The 16,800-nt window shown below is 68.9% G+C and carries 15 protein-coding genes; 13 read left to right on the top strand and 2 right to left on the bottom strand.

The genetic code is table 11. The features are described 5' to 3' along the window. Nucleotides 1-14 precede the first annotated feature (14 nt). On the top strand, nt 15-1,712 hold the full coding sequence (locus ACZ4UU_RS21445; RefSeq protein WP_471904951.1) for a hypothetical protein: 1,698 nt from the start codon (nt 15-17) through the stop codon (nt 1,710-1,712). A 74-nt stretch (nt 1,713-1,786) separates the two neighbouring features. Here ACZ4UU_RS21445 and def read toward each other — a convergent pair whose 3' ends face one another. Continuing rightward, complete coding sequence (gene def / locus ACZ4UU_RS21440; RefSeq protein ID WP_471904950.1) at nt 1,787-2,413, bottom strand: peptide deformylase; 627 nt, start codon at nt 2,411-2,413, stop codon at nt 1,787-1,789. An 88-nt stretch (nt 2,414-2,501) separates the two neighbouring features. Here def and ACZ4UU_RS21435 point away from each other — a divergent pair, with 88 nt between their 5' ends. Further along, nucleotides 2,502-4,328 carry a hydroxysqualene dehydroxylase gene (locus tag ACZ4UU_RS21435; protein WP_471904949.1) on the top strand — a complete coding sequence of 609 codons (1,827 nt, stop codon included), beginning with the start codon at nt 2,502-2,504 and terminating at the stop codon, nt 4,326-4,328. Nucleotides 4,329-4,404: 76 nt separating this feature from the next. Here ACZ4UU_RS21435 and ACZ4UU_RS21430 read toward each other — a convergent pair whose 3' ends face one another. Then, nucleotides 4,405-5,232: a C40 family peptidase gene (locus ACZ4UU_RS21430; protein ID WP_471904948.1), complete on the bottom strand. Its 828-nt coding sequence runs from the start codon at nt 5,230-5,232 to the stop codon at nt 4,405-4,407. A 713-nt stretch (nt 5,233-5,945) separates the two neighbouring features. Here ACZ4UU_RS21430 and ACZ4UU_RS21425 point away from each other — a divergent pair. From ACZ4UU_RS21425 to nuoK, 11 genes are read left to right on the top strand one after another with little or no spacing between them, the layout of a single operon-like run. Further along, complete coding sequence (locus ACZ4UU_RS21425; protein WP_003974383.1) at nt 5,946-6,305, top strand: NADH-quinone oxidoreductase subunit A; 360 nt, start codon at nt 5,946-5,948, stop codon at nt 6,303-6,305. A gap of 14 nt (nt 6,306-6,319) precedes the next feature. Beyond that, nucleotides 6,320-6,874 (top strand): NuoB/complex I 20 kDa subunit family protein, encoded by a 555-nt coding sequence (locus ACZ4UU_RS21420; protein ID WP_007383964.1) that lies wholly within the window; start codon nt 6,320-6,322, stop codon nt 6,872-6,874. Continuing rightward, nucleotides 6,871-7,632 (top strand): NADH-quinone oxidoreductase subunit C, encoded by a 762-nt coding sequence (locus ACZ4UU_RS21415; protein WP_471904947.1) that lies wholly within the window; start codon nt 6,871-6,873, stop codon nt 7,630-7,632. Before ACZ4UU_RS21420 ends, ACZ4UU_RS21415 begins: the two co-directional genes overlap by 4 nt. After that, nucleotides 7,629-8,951, top strand: coding sequence for an NADH-quinone oxidoreductase subunit D (locus ACZ4UU_RS21410; RefSeq protein ID WP_471904946.1), 1,323 nt, complete (start codon nt 7,629-7,631; stop codon nt 8,949-8,951). The genes ACZ4UU_RS21415 and ACZ4UU_RS21410 overlap by 4 nt, the downstream gene beginning before the upstream one ends. Further along, nucleotides 8,948-9,820: an NADH-quinone oxidoreductase subunit NuoE gene (nuoE, locus tag ACZ4UU_RS21405; protein WP_471904945.1), complete on the top strand. Its 873-nt coding sequence runs from the start codon at nt 8,948-8,950 to the stop codon at nt 9,818-9,820. Before ACZ4UU_RS21410 ends, nuoE begins: the two co-directional genes overlap by 4 nt. Next, the gene (gene nuoF, locus ACZ4UU_RS21400; RefSeq protein ID WP_471904944.1) at nt 9,820-11,169 is read left to right on the top strand and encodes an NADH-quinone oxidoreductase subunit NuoF; all 1,350 of its coding nucleotides are present in this window, start codon (nt 9,820-9,822) and stop codon (nt 11,167-11,169) included. Before nuoE ends, nuoF begins: the two co-directional genes overlap by 1 nt. After that, nucleotides 11,166-13,670: an NADH-quinone oxidoreductase subunit G gene (locus ACZ4UU_RS21395; RefSeq protein ID WP_471904943.1), complete on the top strand. Its 2,505-nt coding sequence runs from the start codon at nt 11,166-11,168 to the stop codon at nt 13,668-13,670. The genes nuoF and ACZ4UU_RS21395 overlap by 4 nt, the downstream gene beginning before the upstream one ends. Further along, the gene (nuoH, locus tag ACZ4UU_RS21390; RefSeq protein ID WP_471904942.1) at nt 13,667-15,028 is read left to right on the top strand and encodes an NADH-quinone oxidoreductase subunit NuoH; all 1,362 of its coding nucleotides are present in this window, start codon (nt 13,667-13,669) and stop codon (nt 15,026-15,028) included. The genes ACZ4UU_RS21395 and nuoH overlap by 4 nt, the downstream gene beginning before the upstream one ends. Then, nucleotides 15,021-15,662, top strand: coding sequence for an NADH-quinone oxidoreductase subunit NuoI (nuoI, locus tag ACZ4UU_RS21385; protein WP_471904941.1), 642 nt, complete (start codon nt 15,021-15,023; stop codon nt 15,660-15,662). Before nuoH ends, nuoI begins: the two co-directional genes overlap by 8 nt. Further along, nucleotides 15,659-16,501, top strand: a complete 843-nt coding sequence (locus ACZ4UU_RS21380) for an NADH-quinone oxidoreductase subunit J (RefSeq protein WP_471904940.1) — start codon at nt 15,659-15,661, stop codon at nt 16,499-16,501. Before nuoI ends, ACZ4UU_RS21380 begins: the two co-directional genes overlap by 4 nt. Then, complete coding sequence (nuoK, locus tag ACZ4UU_RS21375; RefSeq protein WP_003998919.1) at nt 16,498-16,797, top strand: NADH-quinone oxidoreductase subunit NuoK; 300 nt, start codon at nt 16,498-16,500, stop codon at nt 16,795-16,797. Before ACZ4UU_RS21380 ends, nuoK begins: the two co-directional genes overlap by 4 nt. The last annotated feature ends 3 nt before the right edge of the window (nt 16,798-16,800 follow it).

Below are 16,800 nucleotides of genomic sequence, written 5' to 3'. Positions count from 1 at the left end.
CGAGAGAGCACTCGATGACCCTCCTGTCAGTACGGCGGACCTGGCCGCTCAGATCCGTGGGGCTGCTGGCCGCCACGGGGCTGGCCGCCGTCGGTCTCGCGGGTACCGCCCGGGCCGCGGACGCGCCCCTGCCCGTGACGATCACCGGCGAGAACCGGGTCGACCTGTCTCTCGACTCCGACAACGGCGACCCCACGGAGCCGCAGGTCGAGCTGCGACTGAACGTCCCGGGTGAGGAGTTCGAGGGCGACGGCCAGATCCCGACCGTCTTCACCGGCGACTACAAGATCCGTATCGACGCCTCCGAACTCGCGGGTGTCGCCTCCGTGAAGCTGCCCTGCGACGCCGACGGCCTCGTCGCGGTCTGCGACGGCTACGAGCTGTACGCCGGTGAGACGTACAACCGCGTCGGCGACATCCGGGTCGACCTCAACGACGACAGCGCGGCTGGCGACTTCGGAACCATCAAGGTCACCGGCGAGGGCGAGGGGCTGGACTTCACGCCGCTCGACATCGACGTGCTGGTGGGCGGCGCCGAGTTCGTCAACCGCGCGCTGTCGCTGCCGAAGGACCTCGAGGCCGGCGACACCTATGAGGCGCCCGTGGGCCTGCGCAACAAGGGCGCCATGGACGCCGAAGGCGCCGTACTGCGCTTCCACGGCTCCCGCGGGCTGTCCTTCCCCGACTCGTACGGCAACTGCGCCTATGCCGAAGTGACCACCGGACCCCTGCTGCGCCAGGGCACGGAAGCGATCTGCACCTTCCCTGACACCATCAAGGCGGGGACGGCGTACGCGCTGACCGAGCCGCTGAAGGTGAAGACCGCCGACTTCGCCCTGTACGACATCTTCAACTACGGCTTCTCCGCGGTCAGCCCGGCCGAGGCGAAGAGCATGCTCGAGGCCAAGGACTACCGGCCCGGCAGTGGCCCGGACCTGAAGCTGACGGAAGCCCCCGGCGCCGACCCTGCGGACTACACCCGCTACGCCGAGCTGGATCTGCCCGCGACGAACAAGTACGACCTGGAGCTGACCGGCGCGTCCCTCAAGGGTGCGGCGGGTGACACCGTCACGGCGAAGCTCGGCTTCAGCAACAACGGTCCTGCCTGGATCAGCGCCCTGCGCTCGGGCGGCGAGCCGATCGGCTTCACGGTGGAGGTCCCCGAGGGGGCGAAGGTCACCAAGGCTCCCGAAGCCTGCCGTGAGACGGACATCGCCGAGAACACCAAGGGTTACCTCTGCTTCGTGGACACCCCGCTGCTGGAGGACGCCGAGCTGAGCTTCCCGTTCGACCTGCGCATCGACCGGGTGGTCGAGAACGCCAAGGCGAAGGTGGCGCTGCCCGACTGGGACAACCCGCGTGAGTCCGACAAGTCCAACGACTCGGCCTGGATCGTGCTCAACGGCACCGACCAGTCGACGAACGGCGGAACCGGCTCGTCCGACGGCGGCACGTCGAACGGCGGTACGACGGGCGGCGGTTCCTCCTCCGGCGCGGACGGCGGCACCGGCTCCTCCACCGGCGGCACGGGAGGCGACACCTCCGGCGGTGACACGGGATCCGGCACCGACACCGACGGCGGTCTGGCTCTTACCGGCGCCGGCGGCGTGACGCTGATCGCCGGGAGCGCGATTCTCGCGCTCGGCCTGGGAGCGGGCCTTGTGCTGTACCTGCGCCGCCGGGCGGGGGAGGGTGGCGGCACCACCGCCTGACGTACTCCCGCGCGCTGACGGGTCCCGCTCCACGAGGAGCGGGACCTGTCACGTGCTGCGGCGTGGCGGTGTGATCAGCCGCTGAGAGCCGTGGTCTTGGCGGCCCGGCGCGCGAACACATCGTCGCGCCGTTCCGCCACCTGCCGCAGCGCGTCCTTCCGCTCCCGCCTGGAGAGCCGGTCCAGATAGACCTGCCCGTCGCAGTGATCGGTCTCGTGCGCGAGGCAGCGGGCGAAGTACCCCGTGCCCTCGATCACGAGCGGCTGCCCGTCCTTGTCGAGCCCGTGCACCACGGCCCGGTCCGGACGCGGTACGTCCATCACGGCCCCCGGCACGGACAGGCAGCCCTCCGAGTCGTCGAGGAGCCTCCTGTCCGCGGCGTCGAGCTGCTCCAGCACCGGGTTGACGATGTGCCCGACGTGCCGGACGCCGTCGTCGTCCGGGCAGTCGTACACGAACAGCCGCAGATCCACCCCGACTTGGTTCGCAGCCAGTCCCGCCCCGTCGGCGATGTACATGGTCAGGAACATGTCGTCGATCAGCGCGGCGAGATCGGGCCCGAACTCGGTCACGTCCCGGCACGGCTTGTGCAGAACCTCCTCACCCGTCTCGGTGATCCTGCGCACCGACCCGCGGCGGGCCTCGGGCGCGAGCGGCGGATACGAGTCGACGGGCCTGCCCTGGACGAACACACTCGGCATCTGTGTCTCCTTGTGGTTGTGAGGATGCTGTAGGTGACCGGGAATCGGGCTTCCGACCTTCGAAGCCCCTCCCTACCCTCCGGGAATCATGACAACAGAACACGCGCAGCAGTCCCAGGAGCAGACAGGGCACACGCGATCCGGCCACACCCGCAGACGCTTCCTGGCCGGTGCCGGTGGAGTGGCGGGCGCCCTCGCCTTATGGCCCGCCGGCAGCGCGAGAGCGGCCTCGGGCAAACACGTCGCCGTCCTCGGCGGCGGAGTCTCCGGCCTGAGCGCCGCCCAAGAACTCGCCGAACGCGGCTACGCCGTCACCGTCTACGAGTACTACGACGCCCTCGGCGGCAAGGCCCGCTCGATGCCCGTGCCGGGTACGGCGACCGGCGGCCGCGCCGACCTCCCCGCCGAACACGGCTTCCGCTTCTTCCCCGGCTTCTACCGGAACCTGCCGGACACCATGCGCCGCATCCCCGTCCCCGGCAACGCGCACGGCGTCCACGACAACCTCGTCAGCGGCACCGAGGCCCTCTTCGCCCGCGCAGGCGGCCGCCCCGACCTGCACTTCCCGCTCCGCCGCGCCACCACTCCGCCGCGCCCCGGCGACCTCACCCTCGGCTGGGTCCGCGACCAGCTCCTGTCGGTCCTGGACCTCGGCACCCGCCTTCCCGCCCACGAGGCCGCCTACTTCGCCGACCGCCTCCTCGTCCACCTCACCAGCTGCGACGCCCGGCGCGAGGGGCAGTGGGAGAAGGTCGCCTGGTGGGACTTCATCCGCGCCGAGGAGATGAGCGAGGAGTACCAGACGCTCCTCGGCATCGGCCAGACCCGCAACCTCGTCGCCACGCGCGCGGAGGTGGCGTCCACCCGGACGGTCGGCCGCGTCATCATCGAGGCCCTGCTCCTGTGGGGCCTGCTCGGCCGCGGCATGGACGGCGACGCCGACATCGACCGTGTCCTCAACGCCCCCACCAGCGAGGCCTGGATCGACCCTTGGGAGGCCCACCTGCGCTCCCTCGGCGTCGAGTTCGTACTCGGCACCCAGGTCCGTGAGGTCCGCTACGACGCCGGCCGGGTGACCGGTGTCCGCGTCTCGGCCCGCGACGGCGGTGACGAACGTACTGTCACCGCCGACCACTACGTCTCCGCCCTCCCGGTCGAGCACGCACGCGTGACGTGGGGCCCGGCTTTGCGCGCGGCCGACCCGCAGCTCGCCCGCTGCGACGCGCTCCAGGCGGACTGGATGACCGGTGTGATGTTCTATCTGCGCACGCCCACCCCTGTCGTGCACGGCCACATCAACTGCCTCGACTCACCGTGGTCGGTGACCGCCGTCGGCCAGGCCCAGTTCTGGAATGGGCGGGACTTCCCTCGCGACTACGGCGACGGGCGGGCGCGGGACTGCCTCTCCGCGATCATCTCGGAGTGGGACAAGCCAGGCATCCTGTACGGCAAGACGGCCAAGGAGTGCACCAAGGAGGAGGTCGTCGCCGAACTCTGGGCCCAGCTGAAGGACGGCCTGAACGACACCGGCAAGACCACGCTTCGGGACGAGGACCGCCTCGGCTGGTTCATGGACCCGGCGGTGACGGGCCTGGGCGGCCCCGATCCCCAGAACCGCGAGCAACTCCTCATCCACCCCACGGGCACCCTCTACAACCGCCCCACGGCCCGCACGAGGGTCCCGAACTTCTTCCTCGCGGGCGACTACGTCCGCACCGACGTGGACCTGGCGACGATGGAGGGCGCCAACGAATCGGCCCGCCTCGCGGTCAACGCGCTCCTGGACGCGGACAATTCGGACGCCGAGCGCTGTGAGATCTGGGAGCTGTACCGGCCCCCGGAGTTGGAGCCGCTGAAACGGGTCGACGAGGTGCGCTACAAGCTGGGCCTGCCCAACACCTTCGACCTGGGCTGAGCCGCAAAGGCTCTCGAACGGGACGTAAGGGCCGCTGCCCCCGAGCGGCTGCGGCCCTTACGGTGATCCCTGCGACTCAGAGGACGCGCACCGCGCCCGACGCCGGGTAGCCGGACAGGTCCTGGATGACGACGCCCTTGGAGGGGTTGGCCGCGTCCAGGTACTGGCCGTTACCGATGTAGACGCCCACGTGGTACGCCGAGCCCTTGCCGCCCCAGTACAGGATGTCGCCGACCTGGATCTGCGAGAGCGGGATGTCGGTGCCGGCCATCGACTGGTCCTGCGAGACCCGCGGCAGGTCGACACCGACCTGCTTGAACGCGGCCTGGACCAGGCTGGAGCAGTCCCACGCGTTGGGGCCGGCGGCTCCCAGGACGTACGCGTCGCCCACCTGGGCCTGGAGGAAGGCGATGACCGTCCCCACGCTGCCGCTGGCGGGAGCGGCCACGCTGGTGCTCGCGGAAGCGGACAGGGTGGTGCGCTCGGCGCTGCGGGAGGCGGCCTCCTCGGCGGCGGCCCTGCGGGCCTCCTCGGCCTTCTTCTTCGCCTCGGCCTTCTTCTTGGCCTCCGCGAGGTCCTTCTTGGCTTCCTTGGCGGCCGCCGCGGCGGCCGCGTCACGCTGCGCGTCGAGCTCGTAGTTCGCGGCCGCCAACTGGGTGGCGTCCGCGGACTGGGCGAGCTGGTCAGCCGCGTCAGCCGTGAGGGTGGGCAGTTCGATGGTCTGCGTCACCGGCTCGGCGGCGTTCGCCGTGGCCGACGCACCAGCCGCTGCCATGCTGAGGACGCCACCGGCAACTCCGGCACGCATCGCGATGGACGTCGACGCGCTGCGGCGGGGCTTCCGGTGGCTACGTATGTGAGCGGTGTGGGACATGAGAACAACCGGTATCAGGGGCTCCTCCATACCTACAAGAAACGTGTGCTGCGCCACAGTTGTTCAATCGCCGCCCCAAATTCCGGGCGGGCCGCCCTTTATTGACGCCGTAACGGACATTGCGGGCGCGCCGTATCCCGCCCGTGATCACGGGCTTTCATCATTAAGTCCGAATTGCCCACCGCTTACCACTTGTTGGGACCGGTGGCCAAGCCCGGTTCTCATGGCCCTCTCATCATGTGGCAGAGGTCACGCAACGGTTACGGCCCCGTGCGCGTCCTGTGCCCGAAACGCGCCCGCCGATGCTCGTGAATGCGTGCACGCGTCCACACCCCCCTCCCCGGCTCCCTCTGAAGTGTGAACGCGCTCCTCTATCAAGACGTCCCGTCCAACACCAATTTGCATGCAAGGGAAGTCTCTTGATATTGAGACGACCCCTCCGAGCTGCGGCGATGAGCGAAAATGTCACCTCTGGTGATCACTCGGACGCTTCTCGTGCGAAGATCACCGCTCATCCGGCTTCATGATCCTTCGTCAGGTGGTGGAGATCACAAAGCTTGTGTAATACCCCGTGTCGCAGATCACAGAGCGGCGGGCATAAGATGCGAGGCAGTTGGGCTTGTGACCTGCTTCACATGTTCTCGATCTTCGCCGGGACGAGCGGGGCTCGTGGGATCGGTGAGGCGGCTGTGAGCCCAGTGCAACCGCCAGCAGTCAGTGCCGACTGAGAGGAGCGAGGAGCGGTGAACGCGTATGCGCCCATCCTCGTACTGGGAGCCCTCGGGGCAGGCTTTGCGATCTTCTCCGTGGTCATGGCCACGCTGATCGGTCCGAAGCGGTACAACCGGGCCAAGCTCGAGGCCTATGAGTGCGGCATCGAGCCGACCCCCACGCCGGCCGGAGGCGGGCGCTTCCCGATCAAGTACTACCTGACGGCGATGCTCTTCATCATCTTCGATATCGAGATCGTCTTCCTCTACCCCTGGGCCGTCACCTTCGACGCCCTGGGGATTTTCGGGCTCGTGGAGATGCTGCTCTTCGTGCTCACCGTCTTCGTCGCGTACGCGTACGTATGGCGGCGCGGCGGCCTGGAATGGGACTGAGGGGCCTTTAACTCATGGGACTCGAAGAAAAGCTGCCGAGCGGATTCCTGCTGACCACCGTCGAGCAGGCCGCGGGCTGGGTACGCAAGGCGTCCGTCTTCCCGGCCACCTTCGGCCTCGCGTGCTGCGCCATCGAGATGATGACGACCGGCGCGGGCCGCTACGACCTGGCGCGCTTCGGCATGGAGGTCTTCCGCGGCTCGCCGCGCCAGGCCGACCTGATGATCGTCGCCGGCCGGGTCAGCCAGAAGATGGCGCCGGTGCTCCGACAGGTCTACGACCAGATGCCGAACCCCAAGTGGGTGATCTCCATGGGGGTCTGCGCCTCCTCGGGCGGCATGTTCAACAACTACGCGATCGTGCAGGGCGTCGACCACATCGTCCCGGTCGACATCTATCTTCCCGGCTGCCCGCCGCGGCCCGAGATGCTGATGGACGCCATTCTCAAGCTCCACCAGAAGATCCAGTCCTCCAAGCTCGGCGTTAACGCCGAGGAAGCGGCCCGTGAGGCGGAGGAAGCGGCGCTCAAGGCCCTGCCCACGATCGAGATGAAGGGGCTGCTGCGGTGAGCGACGCGAACGGCACCAACGGGGCGAACGGGTCGAACGGGGTCAACCCCGAGAAGGACCTCTCCGCCTCCAACCTCCCCGGCCAGCGCGGCCAGGGCGGCGAGGAGATCCGCGTCCAGCGCGGCATGTTCGGCGCCAACAACGGCGGCGACACCTCCGGCTACGGCGGCCTCGTCCGCTCGGTCCGGCTCCCGGGACCGGCGAGCCGCCCCTACGGAGGCTGGTTCGACGAGGTCGCCGACGAACTCGAGGGCGCGCTGGAGGAACAGGGCCTCCTGCCCGACAACGCCATCGAGAAGACGGTCGTCGACCGCGGCGAACTCACCTTCCACATCGAACGCGAGCACCTGCTCCGTGTCGCCCGCACCCTGCGCGACGACCCGGCCCTGCGCTTCGAGCTGTGCACCGGCGTCAGCGGCGTCCACTACCTCAGCGACAAGGGCCGCGAGCTGCACGCCGTCTACCACCTGCGCTCGATCACCCACAACCGGCTGATCCGCCTCGAAGTCAGCGCCCCCGACAGCGACCCGCACATCCCGTCGCTCGTCTCCGTGTACCCGACGAACGACTGGCACGAGCGCGAGACGTACGACTTCTTCGGCATCGTCTTCGACGGTCACCCCGCCCTGACGCGGATCATGATGCCGGACGACTGGCAGGGCCACCCGCAGCGCAAGGACTACCCCCTCGGCGGCATCCCCGTCGAGTACAAGGGCGCCCAGATCCCGGCTCCGGACCAGCGGAGGTCGTACTCGTGAGCACGCAGTCAGCATCCGCCCGTGAGACCACCGAGGGCACCGTATACACGGTCACCGGTGGCGACTGGGACGAGGTCGTCCAGGCCGCGGCCCGCGCCGACGACGAGCGCATCGTCCTCAACATGGGCCCGCAGCACCCCTCCACCCACGGAGTGCTCCGCCTGATCCTGGAGATCGACGGCGAGACCGTCACCGAGGCCCGCTGCGGCATCGGCTACCTCCACACCGGCATCGAGAAGAACCTCGAGTACCGGACCTGGACGCAGGGCACCACGTTCGTGACGCGCATGGACTACCTGACGTCCTTCTTCAACGAGACCGCCTACTGTCTCGCCGTCGAGAAGCTCCTCGGCATCGAGGACCAGATCACCGAGCGCGCCAAGATCATCCGGGTGCTCCTGATGGAGCTGAACCGGCTCTCCTCCCACCTGGTGTGCATCGCCACCGGCGGCATGGAACTCGGCGCCACCACGATCATGATCTACGGATTCCGCGATCGTGAAATGATTCTCGACATCTACGAGCTCATCACGGGCCTCAGGATGAACCACGCGTACATCCGCCCCGGCGGACTCGCCCAGGACCTGCCGCCCGGCGCGGTGGACCAGATCCGCGAGTTCGTGAAGAAGATGAAGAAGAACCTCCCGGAGTACGACAAGCTCGCCACCGGGAACCCCATCTTCAAGGCCCGGATGCAGGACGTCGGCTATCTCGACCTGGCCGGCTGCATGGCCCTCGGCGCCACCGGCCCGATCCTGCGCTCCACCGGTCTGCCGCACGACCTGCGCAAGGCGCAGCCGTACTGCGACTACGAGACCTACGACTTCGAGGTCCCGACCGCCGACACCTGTGACTCCTACGGGCGCTTCCTGATCCGTCTGGAAGAGATGCGCCAGTCGCTCGGGATCGTCGAACAGTGCCTGGACCGCCTTCAGCCCGGCCCGGTCATGGTCGCCGACAAGAAGATCGCCTGGCCCGCCCAGCTCGCCCTGGGCCCGGACGGGCTCGGCAACTCGCTCGACCACATCAAGAAGATCATGGGCACCTCCATGGAGGCCCTGATCCACCACTTCAAGCTGGTCACCGAGGGCTTCCGCGTCCCGCCGGGCCAGGCGTACGTCGCCGTCGAGTCGCCCAAGGGCGAGCTCGGGGTGCATGCCGTGTCCGACGGCGGCACCCGCCCCTTCCGGGTCCACTTCCGCGACCCGTCCTTCACCAACCTTCAGGCCATGGCGGCGATGTGCGAGGGCGGCCAGGTCGCCGACGTCATCGTGGCCGTCGCGTCCATCGACCCCGTGATGGGAGGCGTCGACCGGTGACCACCTCTTCTTCTGAGCGGGGCGTCAGCCTGGGCATGCCCGAACTGCCCGCGCCCGCGTACCCGGACGACGTTCGGGAACGGCTCGAGCGCGACGCGCGCGAGGTCATCGCCCGCTACCCGGACTCCCGGTCGGCCCTCCTGCCGTTGCTGCATCTCGTGCAGTCGGAGGAGGGGCATGTCACGCGCACCGGAATGCAGTTCTGCGCGGACGTGCTCGGCCTGACCACGGCCGAGGTCACCGCGGTGGCCACCTTCTACACGATGTACCGGCGCAGGCCGAGCGGTGACTATCAGGTGGGTGTCTGCACCAACACGCTGTGCGCGGTGATGGGCGGCGACGCGATCTTCGAGGAGCTCCAGGAGCACCTGGGCGTCGGCAACGGAGAGACCACCGACGACGGCAAGGTCACCCTGGAGCACATCGAGTGCAACGCGGCCTGCGACTTCGCGCCGGTCGTGATGGTCAACTGGGAGTTCTTCGACAACCAGAGCCCGGCCAGCGCCAAGCGCCTCGTCGACGACCTCCGGGCGGGACGGCCCGTCGAGCCGACGCGCGGGGCGCGGCTGTGCACCTTCAAGGAGACCGCGCGGATCCTGGCCGGCTTCCCCGACGAGCGGCCCGGGGCCGTCGAGGAGGGCGGCAGTGCGGGACCGGCGTCGCTGGTGGGCCTCCGCCTGGCCAAGGGAGAGGTCGCACCCGCGCGCGTGGTCCATCCGCGCGACGGCGGCCCGCACGACGAGCCGCAGGGCAAGGCAGTGCACGAACCGTCGCCGGCTGAACACCTCAGCTCGCACGACGCGCCGCAGGAATCGTCCGCGTCCGACCCAGCCCACCCGGCAGGGCCTGTCGCCGAGGAGGGGGAGTGATGACGTTGGCACCAGAGCTGAAGGAAAACAGCCCCGAGAAGCTGCTCGCACCCGTACTGTCGGCCTTCTGGGACGAGGACAGGTCCTGGACGCTGGACGTCTACCGAAGGCACGAAGGGTACGAGGGTCTGCGCAAGGCGCTCGCCATGTCGCCGGACGACCTGATCGCGTACGTCAAGGACTCCGGTCTGCGCGGGCGCGGTGGCGCGGGATTCCCGACCGGAATGAAATGGCAGTTCATTCCCCAGGGTGATGGAAAACCGCACTATCTAGTTGTCAACGCCGACGAATCGGAGCCCGGAACCTGCAAGGACATCCCGCTCCTCTTCGCGAACCCGCATAGCCTCATCGAGGGCATCGTCATCGCGTGTTATGCCATCAGGTCTTCGCATGCCTTCATCTATCTGCGTGGTGAAGTCGTCCCCGTATTGCGGCGGTTGCACGAGGCCGTGCGCGAGGCCCACGCGGCGGGCTACCTCGGCGAGAACATCCTGGGCAGCGGACTCGACCTCGAACTCACCGTGCACGCGGGTGCGGGCGCGTACATCTGCGGTGAGGAGACCGCACTGCTCGACTCGCTCGAAGGCCGCCGTGGTCAACCGCGGCTGCGTCCCCCCTTCCCTGCGGTGGCAGGTCTCTACGCCTGCCCGACTGTTGTGAACAACGTCGAGTCGATCGCGTCGGTTCCCGCGATTCTGCATCGGGGCAAAGAATGGTTCCGGTCGATGGGCAGCGAGAAGTCCCCGGGTTTCACCCTCTACTCGCTCAGCGGCCACGTCGCCAATCCCGGCCAGTACGAGGCTCCGCTGGGCATCACACTCCGCCAGCTGCTGGAGATGAGCGGCGGGATGCGCCCCGGCCATCGCCTCAAGTTCTGGACGCCGGGCGGCTCCTCGACGCCGATGTTCACCGACGAGCACCTCGACGTCCCTCTTGACTACGAAGGAGTGGGTGCCGCCGGTTCCATGCTCGGAACCAAGGCCCTGCAGTGCTTCGACGAGACGACCTGCGTCGTCCGCGCCGTCACCCGCTGGACCGAGTTCTACGCCCACGAGTCCTGCGGCAAATGCACGCCCTGCCGCGAAGGCACGTACTGGCTCGTGCAGTTGCTGCGCGACATCGAGGCCGGCAAGGGCGTCATGTCCGACCTCGACAAGCTCAACGACATCGCCGACAACATCAACGGCAAGTCCTTCTGCGCCCTCGGCGACGGTGCCGCCTCGCCGATCTTCTCCTCACTGAAGTACTTCCGCGAGGAGTACGAGCAGCACATCACGGGCCGCGGCTGCCCCTTCGACCCGGCCAAGTCGACGGCCTGGGCCGACCACCGCACGGAGGTGAACGCATGACTGTGACCACCAGCGCTCCCTCCGGAGGAGGCGAGGCGGCGGTCCCGCCGGAAGATCTCGTGACGCTGACGATCGACGGCGCCGAGATCAGCGTGCCGAAGGGCACCCTGGTCATCCGGGCCGCCGAGCAGCTCGGCATCGAGATCCCCCGCTTCTGCGACCACCCCCTCCTCGACCCGGCCGGCGCCTGCCGCCAGTGCATCGTCGAGGTGGAGGGCCAGCGCAAGCCGATGGCGTCCTGCACGATCACGTGCACGGACGGCATGGTCGTGAAGACACACCTCACCTCGCCGGTCGCCGAGAAGGCCCAGAAGGGTGTGATGGAGCTCCTGCTCATCAACCACCCGCTGGACTGCCCGGTCTGCGACAAGGGCGGTGAGTGCCCGCTGCAGAACCAGGCCATGTCGCACGGACACGCCGAGTCCCGCTTCGAGGGCCGCAAGCGGACGTACGAGAAGCCTGTCCCGATCTCCACCCAGGTGCTGCTCGACCGCGAGCGGTGTGTGCTGTGCGCCCGCTGCACCCGGTTCTCCAACCAGGTCGCGGGCGACCCGATGATCGAGCTGGTCGAGCGCGGTGCGCTCCAGCAGGTCGGCACCGGTGAGGGCGACCCGTTCGAGTCGTACTTCTCCGGCAACACCATCCAGATCTGCCCGGTCGGCGCCCTCACCTCCGCGGCGTACCGCTTCCGCTCCCGCCCCTTCGACCTGATCTCGTCGCCGTCCGTGTGCGAGCACTGCTCCGGCGGCTGCGCCACGCGCACCGACCACCGGCGCGGCAAGGTCATGCGGCGCCTCGCGGCGAACGAACCCGAGGTCAACGAGGAGTGGATCTGCGACAAGGGGCGGTTCGCCTTCCGGTACGCGCAGCAGCGTGACCGGCTTCAGACGCCGCTGGTGCGCAACGCCGAGGGTGATCTCGAACCGGCCTCCTGGCCGGAGGCGCTCCAGATCGCGGCCCAGGGGCTGCTCGCCTCGCGCGGCCGGACCGGTGTCCTGACCGGCGGCCGGCTCACCATCGAGGACGCCTACGCGTACAGCAAGTTCGCGCGCGTGGCACTCGACACGAACGACATCGACTTCCGCGCGCGCGTGCACAGCGGTGAGGAGGCCGACTTCCTCGCCGCGCGGGTCGCCGGTCACGGCCGCGACCTCGACGGCACGGGTGCCACGTACACCTCGCTGGAGAAGGCGCCGGCCGTCCTGCTGGCCGGGTTCGAGGCCGAGGAGGAGGCGCCCGGCATCTTCCTGCGGCTGCGCAAGGCCTGGCGCAAGCACGGCCAGAAGGTGTTCTCGCTGGCCACGCACTCCACGCGCGGTCTGGAGAAGGCCGGAGGCATGCTGCTGCCCGCTGCTCCCGGCACCGAGACCGAGTGGCTGGACGCGCTCGCGAGCGGTGTCGGCCTGGACGAGGCCGGATCGAAGGCGTCCGAGGCGCTGCGCACCGAGGGCTCCGTGATCGTCGTCGGCGAACGGCTGGCCGCCGTGGCGGGCGGGCTCACCGCCGCCGTACGGGCCGCGACGGCGACCGGTGCCGAACTGGTGTGGATCCCGCGTCGGGCGGGGGAGCGCGGTGCCGTCGAGGCGGGCGCCCTGCCGTCGCTGCTGCCCGGCGGACGTCCCGCGACCGACCCGCGCGCGCGGGAGGAGGTCGCCGCCGTCTGGGGCCTGGCCGATCTCCCGCACCGCTACGGCCGCGACACCGGACAGATCGTCGAGGCCGCCGCCACCGGCGAACTCCAGGCACTGCTGGTCGCGGGCGTCGAGGTCGCCGACCTGCCCGACCCGGCACGCGCGCGTGCGGCGCTCGCCGAGGTCGGCTTCGTGGTGTCGCTGGAGCTGCGGCCCGGCGAGGTGACCGAGCTCGCCGATGTCGTGCTGCCGGTCGCCGCGGTCGCCGAGAAGGCCGGCACCTTCCTCAACTGGGAGGGCAGGGTGCGCTTCTTCGAGGCCGCGCTCAAGCCCGACCAGATGACCCGCCGCCTGGCCCCGACCGACGCGCGCGTGCTCCAGATGCTGGCCGACGCCATGGACGTACACCTTGGCCTGCCGGATCTGCGCACCACGCGCGCGGAGATCGACCGGCTCGGATCCTGGGACGGCCCACGGGCCACCGAACCGCTGGAGATCGCGGCTCAGTTGCCGCGACCGGCCGCCGGTGAGGCCGTGCTGGCCGGGCACCGGCTGCTGCTCGACCAGGGCCTCCTCCAGCAGGGCGACGAGGCGCTCGCCGGCACTCGGCACGCCGCCCACGCGCGCTTGTCGGCCGCCACGGCCGCCGAGGCCGGGGTGAAGAACGGCGACGTCCTCGCCGTGAGCGGCCCGGCCGGAGTCGTCGAACTGCCGCTGCAGATCACGGAGATGCCCGACCGGGTGGTGTGGCTCCCGCTGAACTCCGCGGGCCGTGGCGTCGCCTCCGACACCGGGGCGCTGCCCGGCTCACTCGTCCGTATCGGCCCGGCGACCCTCGCGTCCGAGGCCCCCGAGGAGGTGGAGGCATGAGCCCTTTCCTCGCCGCTGAAGACCTCTCGATGTTCGGCCGCGACCCCTGGTGGCTGGTCGTCATCAAGGCGGTGTTCTGCTTCGCCTTCCTGATGGTGACCGTGCTGTTCTCCATCGTGTGGGAGCGCAAGGTCGTCGCCTGGATGCAGCTGCGCATCGGCCCCAACCGGCACGGCCCCTGGGGCATGCTCCAGTCGCTCGCCGACGGCATCAAGCTGATGCTGAAGGAAGACGTCATCGTCAAACGCGCGGACAAGGTGGTCTACGTCCTCGCGCCGATCGTCGCGGCCATCCCGGCCTTCATGGCGATCGCGGTGATCCCCTTCGGTCCGGCCGGCAACGAGATCTCGATCTTCGGCCAGCGCACCACGATGCAGCTCACCGACCTGCCGATCGCGATGCTCTACATCCTCGCGGTCGCCTCGGTCGGCATCTACGGCATCGTGCTGGCGGGCTGGAGCTCCGGTTCCACCTATCCGCTGCTCGGCGGTCTGCGCTCCTGCGCGCAGATGATCTCGTACGAGATCGCGATGGGCGCGGCGTTCGCCTCGGTGTTCCTCTACTCCGGTTCGATGTCGACGTCGGCGATCGTCGAGGCGCAGCAGGACCGCTGGTACATCGTGCTGCTGCCGGTGTCCTTCCTGATCTACATCGTGACGATGGTCGGCGAGACCAACCGCGCCCCGTTCGACATGCCCGAGTCCGAGGGCGACCTGGTCGGCGGCTTCAACACCGAGTACTCGTCGATCAAGTTCGCGATGTTCATGCTCGCCGAGTACGTGAACATGGTGACGGTCTCGGCCGTGTCCGTGACGCTCTTCCTGGGCGGCTGGCGGGCGCCGTACCCGATCAGTGCCTTCTGGGAGGGCGCGAACCACGGCTGGTGGCCGCTGCTCTGGTTCGTGGTCAAGGTGCAGCTGCTGCTGTTCTTCTTCATCTGGCTGCGCGGCACGCTGCCTCGTGTCCGCTACGACCAGCTGATGAAGCTCGGCTGGAAGGTCCTCATCCCGGTCTCCGTCGTCTGGCTGATGCTCGTCGCGACCGTGCGGACTCTCCGGAACGAGAACTACGACTTCGCCGACATCGTGCTCTACGTCGCAGGCGGTGTCATCGCGTTGCTGCTCCTCTCCTTCATCGCGGACATGTTCCGCGAGCGGGCGAAAGCGGCCTCGCGTCCCGCCGAGGAGCCCGCGTTCGACGCGATGGCGGGCGGATTCCCCGTGCCGCCCCTGCCCGGACAGGAGCTTCCGCCGGTGCCTCGGCGCAGCCCGCGCCGTGAGCGGGAGCTGATTGTCAGTGGTGGGCCCGATACTCAGAGTGACGGATCTCTGGATGGAAAGGAGGCGTCCGATGGCTGAGGAGCCCAAGGAGACCAAGCCCGGTTTCCAGAACCCCGTGGCCGGCTTCGGCGTGACCTTCAAGGCCATGTTCAAGAAGCGGCTGACCGAGCAGTACCCGGAGCAGCAGAAGACCACCGCTCCGCGTTTCCACGGACGGCACCAGCTCAACCGCCATCCGGACGGCCTGGAGAAGTGCGTCGGCTGCGAGCTGTGCGCCTGGGCCTGCCCCGCCGACGCCATCTATGTGGAGGGCGCCGACAACACCGACGAGGAGCGCTACTCGCCGGGCGAGCGGTACGGCCGCGTGTACCAGATCAACTACGCCCGCTGCATCCTGTGCGGCCTGTGCATCGAGGCGTGCCCCACGCGCGCGCTCACGATGACCAACGAGTTCGAGCTCGCCGACTCCAGCCGTGCCAACCTCATCTACACCAAGGAGCAGCTGCTCGCCGGACTCGAGGACGGCATGGTCGACAGTCCCCACGCGATCTATCCGGGGACCGACGAGCAGGACTACTACCGGGGTCTGGTGACGGAGGCCGCGCCGGGTACGACCCAGCAGATCGCGCTCTCCAAGGGCGAGGTCCCGCAGGAGGCCGCCACCACCTTCGGCGAGGACGAACCGGCGTCCGGGAAGGTGATCGGCCGATGACCGAGCAACTCGCCGCCTACTCCACCTCCACCGGCGAGGCCGTCCAGTTCTGGATCCTCGGCACCGTCGCCGTCATCGGCGCCCTGTGCACCGTCTTCATGAAGAAGGCCGTGCACAGTGCGCTCTGTCTCGCCGCGACCATGATCATCCTGGCGGTCTTCTACCTCGCCAACGGCGCCTACTTCCTGGGCATCGTGCAGATCGTCGTCTACACCGGCGCGATCATGATGCTGTTCCTGTTCGTGGTGATGCTGGTCGGCGTCACGGCCGCGGACTCCCTGAAGGAGACCATCAAGGGCCAGCGCTGGCTGGCCCTTCTCTGTGGCCTCGGCTTCGGCGTCCTGCTGGTCGGTGGCATCGGCAACGCCTCGATCACGGAGTTCAACGGCCTCGCCCAGGCGAACGCGAACGGCAATGTGGAGGGCCTCGCGGCCCTCATCTTCACCAAGTACGTCTTCGCCTTCGAGATCACCGGAGCCCTGCTGATCACGGCCGCCGTCGGCGCCATGGTGCTCACGCACCGGGAGCGCACCGAGCGCGCCAAGACGCAGCGCGAGCTGTCCGAGCAGCGCGTCCGCGAAGGCAAGCACGTCCCGCCGCTGCCCGCGCCCGGCGTGTACGCCCGGCACAACGCGGTCGACATCGCGGGCCTGCTGCCCGACGGCACGCCGTCCGACCTCACGGTCAGCAAGACGCTGCGCGAGCGCGGCCAGATCCGTGACGTGTCCACCGAGGCGCTGAACGACCTGCGGGCCCTGGAGCAGCGCGCTGAGGAACGGCTGGAGCGGACCGCGATCGAGCCGGCGACCTTCAAGCGGCCCGAGGAGGCGTCGAAGTGAACCCGGTCAACTACCTCTACCTCGCCGCCCTGTTGTTCACGATCGGCGCCACCGGCGTGCTGATCAGGCGCAACGCGATCGTCGTCTTCATGTGCATCGAGCTCATGCTCAACGCGTGCAACCTCACGCTCGTGGCCTTCTCACGGATGCACGGCAATCTCGACGGCCAGATCATCGCCTTCTTCACGATGGTCGTCGCCGCCGCGGAGGTCGTCGTCGGGCTCGCGATCATCGTGTCGCTGTTCCGTTCCCGCCACTCGGCCTCGGTCGACGACGCCAGCCTGATGAAGCTCTAAGGG

The organism is Streptomyces sp. NPDC028907, assembly GCF_055564995.1.
This window is presented reverse-complemented; position numbering and strand designations above follow the sequence as displayed.

Coding starts and splice junctions, on each gene's coding strand:
- ACZ4UU_RS21380 (WP_471904940.1), top strand. CDS start 15,659: ATGACCGAGCAACTCGCCGCCTACTCCACCTCCACCGGCGAGGCCGTC.
- ACZ4UU_RS21435 (WP_471904949.1), top strand. CDS start 2,502: ATGACAACAGAACACGCGCAGCAGTCCCAGGAGCAGACAGGGCACACG.
- nuoF (WP_471904944.1), top strand. CDS start 9,820: ATGACGTTGGCACCAGAGCTGAAGGAAAACAGCCCCGAGAAGCTGCTC.
- ACZ4UU_RS21420 (WP_007383964.1), top strand. CDS start 6,320: ATGGGACTCGAAGAAAAGCTGCCGAGCGGATTCCTGCTGACCACCGTC.
- ACZ4UU_RS21430 (WP_471904948.1), bottom strand. CDS start 5,232: ATGGAGGAGCCCCTGATACCGGTTGTTCTCATGTCCCACACCGCTCAC.
- def (WP_471904950.1), bottom strand. CDS start 2,413: ATGCCGAGTGTGTTCGTCCAGGGCAGGCCCGTCGACTCGTATCCGCCG.
- nuoH (WP_471904942.1), top strand. CDS start 13,667: ATGAGCCCTTTCCTCGCCGCTGAAGACCTCTCGATGTTCGGCCGCGAC.
- ACZ4UU_RS21445 (WP_471904951.1), top strand. CDS start 15: ATGACCCTCCTGTCAGTACGGCGGACCTGGCCGCTCAGATCCGTGGGG.
- nuoI (WP_471904941.1), top strand. CDS start 15,021: ATGGCTGAGGAGCCCAAGGAGACCAAGCCCGGTTTCCAGAACCCCGTG.
- ACZ4UU_RS21395 (WP_471904943.1), top strand. CDS start 11,166: ATGACTGTGACCACCAGCGCTCCCTCCGGAGGAGGCGAGGCGGCGGTC.